Raw genomic sequence first — 9,359 nt, forward strand, 5'->3', positions numbered from 1 at the left:
CAGCAGCGCTCCGTGCTTCAAGGGCATGCCCATACGGGTGCTGGGTAAGCCTAAATTTCTTCCGCGAGCAATATCCTGGCCTCCTTGGCAGCAGCGATGAACGCCTGGCGCGCTATCCTTGGTGGTTTTTCTCCACGGATTACGGCAAGGCATGCTTCGATTGCGGCGAGCCGCGACTTGCCCGCTGGCCTCGGCCAATCCCTCAGCAGAACTTCGGCCGCGTCGGATACGGACGCAACAACTCTGTCGCGATCGATCCGGCCGGGTTGAACGACGACGGGCTTTCTGAAACGTCTCGTACGCACGACAGCCTCCAAGAACAAGCTATGTTAGCTTCTGCAGATCCTTTGCGCCACATCAAACGTCGGCAAGTAGCAGAAGGCATGCGCTTGGCCAGAAGCTGCCGCCGCGATGGACGCTGCCCAGTGCTTCAGCATGTCGGGCTCGGCCCCGACTTTCGAGGAGCGCACGCCAAGAGCGGCGTTACCCAATAAATGATCCACAAATACCCAGTGAAGGGGAGTTCGCCGAACACCGCGAATGGAATCTCGGGGCTGAATTTACTCCATATCCGGCACGTCGCCGCTGGTGAATAGCACGGTCGGCGGACCGTAGTCGCCAACGGCCGGGTCGGCGTCGCGGCTCCATGCTATTACGCCAACGTGCTTCCCTGCGAGCGCCTGACCGGTGCGAATGGCGCGTTCCTCGCTTTGCTGATCGGCCGGACCAAAGGCGGGAAACAGTTCGCCGTCCTCGCCTCGATCGAACGCCACGACGACGATTAGCTTGGACTTCTTTTGACCGGGCAGAATATGATCAGACATGGCGGGAACGTATCACATGACCGAGTATTGAGTCGCGTTCGAGACTCGAAGCAGTAGAGCCGCCAGTTCTCATATTTATGATTCGGCCATATCGCCTGCACTTGCCTACCATTCGGGGCCAGCCCGCGCCCTCCGCAGAATTCGCGGATTAGCGCAAAGCTGTGTCCGGTACATAGGTCATCGGGCAGCGCGATCTGATAAGGCCACTCCCGGTCGATCCTGGCCGGCGTGGGGCCTAGGCTGCGCATCGCATCACTTCGCGGTCGGTTTCTCTGTCGCCTTCTCCAGCGCCTCAATGGCGTCCAGCACGGCTTTGCGCTTGGGCTCGATTGGCTCGTCTGGATGGAAGCCGGCAAGTGCGAGCGTCTTGAAGGCGACCGTCACACGGGAACGAGCAGGCATGTGAGGCAAACGGCCGGACTACGGGAACAGCGGCTGAGGACTGGGACTGCTCTGCAAGAGCGGAATGGTGAGGGTGCAAAACGATCGCCAACACCGCCAGCCGCAACCGGTGACGCTTATCTTGCTGGCAGTTAGGGCCTCGTTGCTGGACGGCCTTCAATCCCTTCGCGGCGGCTAATCAAAGCGACGCGATCATTGGTGCTCGCTTTGATTAGCTCCCCGGGGCTGCTCCGGGGACAAGGCCGAATGGCTGCAGGCCGACCTGTCGGTCGGGTGAAATTTTGCTGCTCAATTTCGGCGACGAGACCTGACTGCCTTCAGCAGTTCGCTCTCGTCAGTGTGAGCATTTCGAAAAGTCGCCACTACCGTTTCCGCCAGGATTTCGCCCTGTTGGCTTAAAGGGTCGAGGTCTTCGTCTGCGCAAATTCGATCGAAAACGCGCTGGCAAATAGCCAAATCATGAGGACTAAGGCAGGTGCGATTGGTACGCAGGCGCTGCGGCATGTGCGACCCCTCAGGCCCGCTGCCCGTACAGAGCAGCGGGCCGCTACAGCCAGGCCGGAGGAGGAGAGTTCATTTGCAAAAACGTTCGATGTAGAGTGCTTGTTCCCGGCTAACGAAGTTGGTAATTTTCGTACAGTGCGCCACCTGGGCAAGGCAGCTTCCTCGATTGGCAGCACGCCGGCCGGGCAGGTGTCCTTGATGCCATGCGCACCAGAGCAAGGGCGGCCAGCCCTTGCGGATTATCCTCGGCAATCCATGCTTTGATCTGCGTTCGCTAATCCGCCCCATCTCTAAGCGACATCTTTTTGCGGCGAACAGGCGTCCAGTCGGTGATCGTATCGGCATCCACGGTAATTAGCCCGCCAGCTTTCACCGTCACCTTTCGATTTTCCTCGTCGACCCGCGTGACTTCGCCGGTGAGCTGTAGCTCGTCACCTGGTTTGGACCTTTTAGGAGCAGGGACTGAATGCGGAAAACCATAGGAGGGGATGCTGACACTAGCTCTTCCGTCGTCCAGCAGCTTCAGCACCGTCACGGTGATCGCCACCTCATCGCCGATATTGATGTCCGCAATTTCCCAAGCCATGCCCATGATTCTGGAGCGGCTTTGACGACAGTCAAGGGATTGCTAATATGTGGAAAATGCCAACGCCGCCAGCGTGCACCTTGTTTCGGAACCGATTCGAACCAGCGATATTGATTCAAATCGTAATGTCTGGAGTGCGGGCGCATACTCACCCGAGCCTGGCGTTGGCCGGCTGTCATTTATTGAGTCCCAAATGCCCACCCTGGTCGAGAAGCCGCCCAAGGGCCAAGGGTGGTTTCACGAGATCAAATATGATGGGTATCGCACGCAGTTGATCATCCAACGGGTAAGGTGCAGGCCTTCACACGAAACGGCTTCGACTGGGCCGACAGATACAGCCCAATCGTCCGGGCTGCGGCTGAATTGAACGCAAAGCGGGCAATCATCGACGGCGAAGCAACAGTGCTTGGCACCGCGGGGGCGTCCGGACCTCTTCGCGCGCCCAATTATCCGATCACCCGGACGAATTTTTCAACCAAACATTCCTGACTATTGCGGCCTAGCACCGTGCCAATTTGTACGATTCGTACATGGCGTTGATGTCGGTCAGGAAGTGAGTAGATTCCCTTTCGGCGTGTCCCTGGGGAGGGCTGGATGAGCGTCGCGCAAAGGGTCGGTCCGCTTCTAGAGCAAGCAATCACTGTACTCCTCAACAGGGCGGACCGTCGCGACACGGTCTCGATAAAAGCGGCGCTACGCGAAGCGCGGGAGGCTGCGCCTTATTTGGTGGCCTCCGACGAAGAACTAACTGAGGCGATCGTCGAGGCAGCAACTGCCATGGGCCTCTGCGTGGCTTTCGACGGTCGCGAGTAGCTGTCAGCCAACTCCAGTCACTGTGGCATCGCAACAAAGCGCGCCGTCCTGCGCCATTTTCAACAGTTAGAGGTAATCCGCAATTACCTTCGCAAGCTGCTAAATCTGCCTGTAGAACGGGAACTGGGCTGAGCAAAGGTATTTGCTGGAGGAACTTGATAAGGTCGACAAGGAGTGACCGCATGGCCCTCCACTGGTTCAACCCTCCGGTCCCCGTCAAGACCGAGCGTCCCGGGATCATCCGAAACGTCAACAACGCCGAGGCAGCCGGCGAGGAGCTGATGAAGTGGACCAAACGTGGCCCTTGCTGGGACCTCGCGGTGCGCGTTTGCATGGCCGTGATATTCGACGAGATGGAACCTGAGGAGGCTCGTAAGGCATTCCTGGCTGCTGCAAAAGAGGAGGGGACATTACTCCCCCCAATGACAACCAGCTAACTTGAATTGCGGTAAAGGTTCTCTGACCAACACCGCCTTGGCGAAAGGGCCCGCCGCCGGTGAGGGAGAGGCGACGGACCCCCTACAGCGGCTGCACATCACGAAGAATCCGCTGCCACTCTAAACCCGCGAGGGCCTACATCGTTCCCTACAACCGGCGTTGGTCGGCAGGCCTGTGCCGCTCTACGTTTCCCCTCATGGCCGTTGGTTCTACCCTCCAGTCTGTGTCAGGACCGACGGGGTGAGCAACGTCGAGGGTGCCGCCGAGGAACTCATGAAGTGGACCAAGAGGGACCTAAGTGGAAGCTGGCGGTGCAGTCCTGCATCGACGCCTTTGAGGGGGGCGGGTGACCTTGATAGGTCCGGAAGGCATTCGAGGCCGCCGCCAAGGAGGAGGGCATGCTCGTTCTGGAGTAGGAAGCCGCGTGGCAATGTTATCCCCCTCGTCTTCGTAAGGAGGACGATCGTGCCCGCCGGTCTCGAACTCGCGCTTCCGCGCGTGACTGCCCTCATGTGAACTTCACCGCCGAAGACGCAAGAGCCCCTGAAGCAGCAGATTTCAGGCGGGTCCTTTGAAGCGATCAGCCTCAACTATCAGTTCTATTCGGACTCGGCGCGCAGCATCATTTGGGGGGCCTATGTGTGGGCCTGCGTCGCGCCCGCGGATCCTACGGTTGACCCTGGGTCTCTTGGGTACGGCCACCAGCCCGCCACCATCTATGGCGAGCATTTGGCGGCCAGGGCACGGTTACGCCGGGACCTATCTCTCGACCTTTTCCGGCGCGTATGTCGAATATCGTTACCCCTTCACCAACGCCAATAACTGCAATACAGCTAACAGCACCACCCTAGCGCCGGCTTCGACCTTCACGATAAATGCGACGGTCGCTGCGAATTGCCTCGTATCGACCGGCAGCATCGATTTTGGGTCGACGCGTCGACGGGGCGTTCTCGCCGCGAATGTCGATGCTACCGGCCAGGTCTCGATAACCTGCACGCCGACGACGTCTCCTTGAACGGCGGGACACCCCCAGCAGCCCGCAAAATGTCAAAGGGCGCGGAAACCGTGACTTACGTCCTCTACAAGGATACCGCTCGAACTCAGCCGTGGGGCGATGCATCGACAGTGGGTAGCACAGTGGCGGGGACCTGGACGGACGCGCCCCAGGCCCTAACCGTTTATTGCGTGTGCCGCCGCAGGCCACACCGTCGGCAGTTGTGTGCGTCAAGTTCTGTAAAATGGCGTGGCATTGGGGTGACGTCCGCGTGTCCGCCGCGCAGCTCCCGTGTTTAGCGGAGCGGCGGTATGATCATGACGGTGCCATCCGATCCCCGCTGGAGATGAGCGATTTTCGGCGTATGGTGCGACCATCCGGGACAGGGGCACCGGGAGCACGCCAAGTGCAGGCAGGCCGATGTATTCGATGAGCTGCGAGCTCGCGTTAGTAGCTGGCCACCCCTGCGACCTGCCGGTTGCGCCGAGAGCGCGGATCCGTAGGTGTCGCGTCGCCCGCCGGCTCCCGACTGTTTGAGGAGAGGGAGCCGATGAGACGTGTGATTGGAATGGACATCCACCGCACCTTTGCGGAGGTGGTGGTTGGGAAGACGGCCGGCTGCGCCATCACGGACGGGTCGACATGACCCGCTCGGGACTGGAAGGGTTCGACCGCAGTTTGCGACGGACGGATGAGGTTGTCGTCGAGGCCACGGGCAACGCCATGGCGGTGGTGCGGGTTCTGTCGCCCTATGTCGGCCGGGTGATTGTCGCCAACCCGATGCAGGTGAAGGCGATCGCCCATGCCAGAATTAAGACCGACAAGATCGAGCCGGCGTTCTGGCGCAGCTCCATGCCAGCGGCTTTCTGCCGGAGGTCTGGGTACCTGACGAGCGGACCGAGCGGCTTCGCCGCCTCGTCGCGCGGCGCAACCAGGTAGTTCGGCATCGCACGCGCGTGAAGAACGAGGTGCATGGCATCCTGCAGGCGCACCTAGTGCCGAAGTGCCCGCATGCCGATCTGTTCAACAATCGCGGTCGCGCCTGGCTCGAGCGGCAGTTGCTTCCCGACGACGAGCGGGGCCGCCATCGCTCGCCACATCCGCGAGATCGACCGCCTCGCCGAGGATCTGGCCGACCTCGATCGCGACATCGCCAGGGAAGCGGTTGATGATGTGCAAGTCCGGCGGCTTCAGACGATCACCGGCGTCAATGCCATCGTCGCGAGCGGTATCATCGCCGCGGTCGGTGACATCCGGCGGTTCCGCGAGCCGCAGAAACTGGGTGAGCTACTTCGGCCTCAATCCGCGTGTGCGCCAATCCGGTCTTGGCATGGCGCAATATGGCCGGATCAGCAAACATGGGCGTTCCCATGCCCGCGCCATGCTGGTCGAGGCCGCTTGGGCGGCGGCGAAGGCGCCCGGACCGCTCAGGGCCTTCTTCCTACGCATCCGTAACAAGCGTGGTCATCAGGTCGCAGCTGTGGCGGTCGCCCGCAAGCTCGCCGTGCTGATCTGGCATCTGCTGACAAAGGAGCAGGACTACTTCTGGGCTCGCCCGGCGCTGGTGGCGGCAAAGCAGAGGCAGCTCGCTCTCAAGGCCGGCGCGCCGGGCGAGCGCGGTGTCGGTCGCCGCGGTTCGGCTTACGCCTACAACGTGAAGGAGTTGCGAAACAGCGAGAAAGCCGCGGCCGAGAATGCCGAACGTACCTACGAGCTAATGGTTCGGCATTGGCGGTCACGAGGGCCGAAGCGGCGCTCGGACGCCACAAACGAGGAACGACTATAACGGCTGCGTGGCGGCACTCTCATCCTCTTGCACCACTCTTTGCCACGTGGTCGTCCGTGCCGGACAAATATAGCACAAGGAAATCTGGCGGAACGACCGACGCCCTCGGTCCGCTCCAGAATGGGGCCGTGCTCGACGCCGTCAAGGCGTGGCCTGGAAACCTCGCAGCCGGCCGTGGCGCCATCGCACCGGCCAGCCTTGACTGCGTCTCGACACGCTCGCGTGGGAAATCCTGTGGGCCGGGACGAAGAAACAGGCTCACCTGAGCCGAACAAAGAAACGCAACAGGAATCGAAAAAGTCGAAATCAGGCTTGTCGATGTCATCCGTTGATGACAGGCAGCCGCTCCGGAGAGAGTTCACTTAAAAACTTGATCCCCTCTTCGCCAACGTAGAGACCTCCTCGAACCGGAAGACGGCGCCGTCGATCTCCAGCTTGGGCTCCAGGTGCAGGATCATGCCTGGTCTTATGACTTCGGAATAGCCTCTGGATATCGACGGCGCCTCGGTGACGTCGAGGCCTCTCCGGGCCCGTTTCGAGAAACGAGCCCGTAAGGGGGCGGCAAACCCGCGTCGCGCCAAAGCTGCTCAAGGGCTGCAAACACGTCCCCGCACGTCATCCCGGCCCTTACGCTGTTTGCAAGGGCTACCGTCATCGCGCGTGTTTGCTCATACGCATCGTTCTCCCAGCCTTCGGGTGGGCCGCCGCAGGCAATGCGGTTTCTATCGGCGGGGTGGCCACCATAAGTGGAGCGAAAGTCAATCCAGGCATACTTGGCTGGCCTGCAATGGCTGCATGCTTGGCGGCCGGCTGTAATTGAACTCACCCCGGCAGAATGTCATGGCGATCGGGTCAGCCCGCTCGGCGCCGTTCATGATGATGAGGGCCTGGATCCGCCGGCAAGGCTCAACCTCGGTACCCGTTGCCATCATTCGCGCCACTTATAGTGACAGCAATTGACAGCAGTTGAATTTAGTGACACAGGTAGTGTCGCGAAATTTGGAACGAGCCGCATGTCTGATGTCCGTGCCTACAACAGCCCGCTGCGCGAAGAAAAAGCGCGGGAAACGCGCGAGGCGATCCTTGCCGCGCTGTTTGAGTTGATGGGTACGGCGAGCGCTGCCGACGAGATCAGCACGGAAGCTATCGCGCAGAAGGCTGGAGTGCAGCGACGAACCGTGTTTCGGCACTTCGCGACCAAGGATGATCTGCTGGCAGCTTTCTGGCCATGGCTGAATGCCCGCATAGGCGTGTCAGCGACGCCTGCGAACTTGAAGGAGATCGTTTGTGGCCCGCGACAAGTCTTCCCACGGTTCGACACGCACGAGGCGGCGATCCGCGCCTCCCTGCATTCCCGGACCGGCCGCGAGATGCGGATGAACACGGTGGGGCAGCGGCGAGCCAATTTCGCTCGCGCACTCGCTCCCGCCATCGCTTCGCTTCCAGTCGCCGAGGCTGAGAAGGTCGAGGCTCTGGCCCATTTGCTCTTTTCGGCCTCTGCCTGGGAGGTCCTGAAGGATTACGGCGGTCTCACCGGCACCCAAGCCGGCGAGACCGCATCCTGGGCACTTGAGGTGATCCTGTCCGCGGTCACCTCGGGTCACTCTCCCCGCGGTCATGGCATAGCAAAGGAAAGAGATAAGCAATGAAGATTGACGTCACCACACCCAACGACGGCCAGACCCTCTGGGTCGTCGCTGATCGCATTCGCTTCCTGGGCGGGCTTGCGGGCTCGACACTCGAACTTATCGAGGTGGAAGTCCCGCCGGGTTCCGGCACCCCTCCGCACAGCCACGCGTCGCCCGAACTGTTCTATGTAATCGACGGTGAACTCACCGTCCGCCACTTTGCCGCAAGCGGCAAGCCCGAGGTGACGATCGCAGGCCCCGGCAGCACGGTATGTCTCGGCCCGAGAGCGCCGCACAACTACTCGAACGAGAGCGGCCACCCGGTGCGTATGCTCGTGCTCATCGAATCTTCCATGGTCGCCTTCTTCCTCGACATCGGCACGGCCGAGCCGCAGGCGCAGCCGGACTTCGCCCGGATCGGCGCGGCAATGCAGCACCACGGTATCGAAATGTTGACAATGGCGGCCTGAGTTGCAGCGCAGTTTCGGGGGCTCGCGTTCGACCTCCCCGAACCTCGGCAAGCCGCAGGATATAGGGCAGCGATAGCCGACAGGCGGATGCGTCGTCGAGCTTGCCGAGGCTTGAGGCCAACGTGATGCCACCCTCCGTTGACCGCAATCGGCTGCGTGGCCAGCCGAGGCGTCCACAGGCAGAAATCCGAGCAGCCAGTCCGCTGCCTTGCTGGCCCGTGACGCCGCGGACGGTGCGCGATTGCGTTGCGCTCGCTCCTTAACCAGGACCAGATATATTCCGCGTGCCGGAGCACTATGCTGAGCGGCGAGCAGCAAAGGCGGCCTTCATCTGTGCGGCCAGACCCTCGAAGGCCATTTCTCAGTGCCGAAGCTACCGGTCAGTCGGGCCGCTGGCGCCCTTTGTGTTTTTCTGACTTGCTTCTCAGTAGGCGATCTGCCCGTCGCGGTTCGGTGTGCCAAGGACGTGGGTTCTCGGCGGCAGCATCACTGGTCGAAGCTCTGCGTGAACATCGCTGCCGCAAGGAAAGCCACGGCGCGGAGCGTTTCGGTCCCGGTATTCTCAAGATCGTGGCGCAATGGTGTGGGCAACACAAATACGCTACCCGGCGCGACGGGGTGAGTGGTACCATCCTCGCCGTACAGCAGCCCGGTGCCTGCAATTATGTCGGGGTGCGTGAACACGCCCGAATAGGTCGCCGCCTTGAACGACAGTGGCGCCAGTGCGTGACTACCCCAACCGAGGGAACTGACGACATGGCCAAACCGCTTGACGGAGGCGAATGACGCGTCCAGCACCGTCCCGCCGCCGGTGTCGTAGACGACATCGAAGCCGCGACCGTCCGTGTATTCGGCGACATATTGCTCCACCGTCTTCTCGCGATAATCGATCGCGACCGCTCCCAGGCGCTCGA

General features: G+C 61.3%; 10 protein-coding genes and 2 pseudogenes. 6 read left to right on the forward strand and 6 right to left on the reverse strand.

The genetic code is table 11. From position 1 onward, the window contains the following. Positions 1-50: 50 nt before the first annotated feature. The 4 genes from NKH60_RS03220 to NKH60_RS03235 all read right to left on the reverse strand — a co-directional run bounded on the left by NKH60_RS03220 (position 51) and on the right by NKH60_RS03235 (position 2,316). Positions 51-305 carry a DUF982 domain-containing protein gene (locus NKH60_RS03220; RefSeq protein WP_352473196.1) on the reverse strand — a complete coding sequence of 85 codons (255 nt, stop codon included), beginning with the start codon at positions 303-305 and terminating at the stop codon, positions 51-53. 255 nt (positions 306-560) lie between these two features. Next, complete coding sequence (locus NKH60_RS03225; RefSeq protein ID WP_352871164.1) at positions 561-824, reverse strand: hypothetical protein; 264 nt, start codon at positions 822-824, stop codon at positions 561-563. 252 nt (positions 825-1,076) lie between these two features. After that, complete coding sequence (locus tag NKH60_RS03230) at positions 1,077-1,226, reverse strand: hypothetical protein (protein WP_352871166.1); 150 nt, start codon at positions 1,224-1,226, stop codon at positions 1,077-1,079. Positions 1,227-2,004: 778 nt separating this feature from the next. Continuing rightward, positions 2,005-2,316, reverse strand: coding sequence for a hypothetical protein (locus NKH60_RS03235; protein ID WP_352745756.1), 312 nt, complete (start codon positions 2,314-2,316; stop codon positions 2,005-2,007). Between the two features lie 594 nt (positions 2,317-2,910). Between NKH60_RS03235 and NKH60_RS03240 the strand changes: the two genes are divergently transcribed. From NKH60_RS03240 to NKH60_RS03255, 4 genes and pseudogenes are all read left to right on the forward strand, one after another. Then, positions 2,911-3,129, forward strand: a complete 219-nt coding sequence (locus tag NKH60_RS03240) for a hypothetical protein (RefSeq protein ID WP_352871168.1) — start codon at positions 2,911-2,913, stop codon at positions 3,127-3,129. A gap of 182 nt (positions 3,130-3,311) precedes the next feature. After that, positions 3,312-3,566, forward strand: coding sequence for a DUF982 domain-containing protein (locus tag NKH60_RS03245; RefSeq protein ID WP_352871170.1), 255 nt, complete (start codon positions 3,312-3,314; stop codon positions 3,564-3,566). 719 nt (positions 3,567-4,285) lie between these two features. Beyond that, positions 4,286-4,860: pseudogene (locus NKH60_RS03250) on the forward strand (Csu type fimbrial protein). 269 nt (positions 4,861-5,129) lie between these two features. Next, positions 5,130-6,347: pseudogene (locus NKH60_RS03255) on the forward strand (IS110 family RNA-guided transposase). A 466-nt stretch (positions 6,348-6,813) separates the two neighbouring features. Here the strand turns inward: NKH60_RS03255 and NKH60_RS03260 are convergent. Continuing rightward, on the reverse strand, positions 6,814-7,173 hold the full coding sequence (locus NKH60_RS03260) for a M24 family metallopeptidase (protein WP_352871172.1): 360 nt from the start codon (positions 7,171-7,173) through the stop codon (positions 6,814-6,816). 130 nt (positions 7,174-7,303) lie between these two features. Here NKH60_RS03260 and NKH60_RS03265 point away from each other — a divergent pair, with 130 nt between their 5' ends. Then, the gene (locus NKH60_RS03265) at positions 7,304-7,996 is read left to right on the forward strand and encodes a TetR/AcrR family transcriptional regulator (RefSeq protein WP_352871174.1); all 693 of its coding nucleotides are present in this window, start codon (positions 7,304-7,306) and stop codon (positions 7,994-7,996) included. Continuing rightward, positions 7,993-8,445, forward strand: a complete 453-nt coding sequence (locus NKH60_RS03270; RefSeq protein ID WP_352871176.1) for a cupin domain-containing protein — start codon at positions 7,993-7,995, stop codon at positions 8,443-8,445. The genes NKH60_RS03265 and NKH60_RS03270 overlap by 4 nt, the downstream gene beginning before the upstream one ends. Before the next feature lie 486 nt (positions 8,446-8,931). Here the strand turns inward: NKH60_RS03270 and NKH60_RS03275 are convergent. Continuing rightward, positions 8,932-9,359 (reverse strand): zinc-binding dehydrogenase (locus tag NKH60_RS03275; protein WP_352871178.1); only part of this gene is annotated, 428 nt, incomplete at its 5' end.

The organism is Mesorhizobium sp. M1006, assembly GCF_040318825.1.
Taxonomy (GTDB): Bacteria; Pseudomonadota; Alphaproteobacteria; order Rhizobiales; family Rhizobiaceae; genus Mesorhizobium.

Coding starts and splice junctions, on each gene's coding strand:
- NKH60_RS03225 (WP_352871164.1), bottom strand. CDS start 824: ATGTCTGATCATATTCTGCCCGGTCAAAAGAAGTCCAAGCTAATCGTC.
- NKH60_RS03230 (WP_352871166.1), bottom strand. CDS start 1,226: ATGCCTGCTCGTTCCCGTGTGACGGTCGCCTTCAAGACGCTCGCACTT.
- NKH60_RS03235 (WP_352745756.1), bottom strand. CDS start 2,316: ATGGCTTGGGAAATTGCGGACATCAATATCGGCGATGAGGTGGCGATC.
- NKH60_RS03240 (WP_352871168.1), top strand. CDS start 2,911: ATGAGCGTCGCGCAAAGGGTCGGTCCGCTTCTAGAGCAAGCAATCACT.
- NKH60_RS03245 (WP_352871170.1), top strand. CDS start 3,312: ATGGCCCTCCACTGGTTCAACCCTCCGGTCCCCGTCAAGACCGAGCGT.
- NKH60_RS03270 (WP_352871176.1), top strand. CDS start 7,993: ATGAAGATTGACGTCACCACACCCAACGACGGCCAGACCCTCTGGGTC.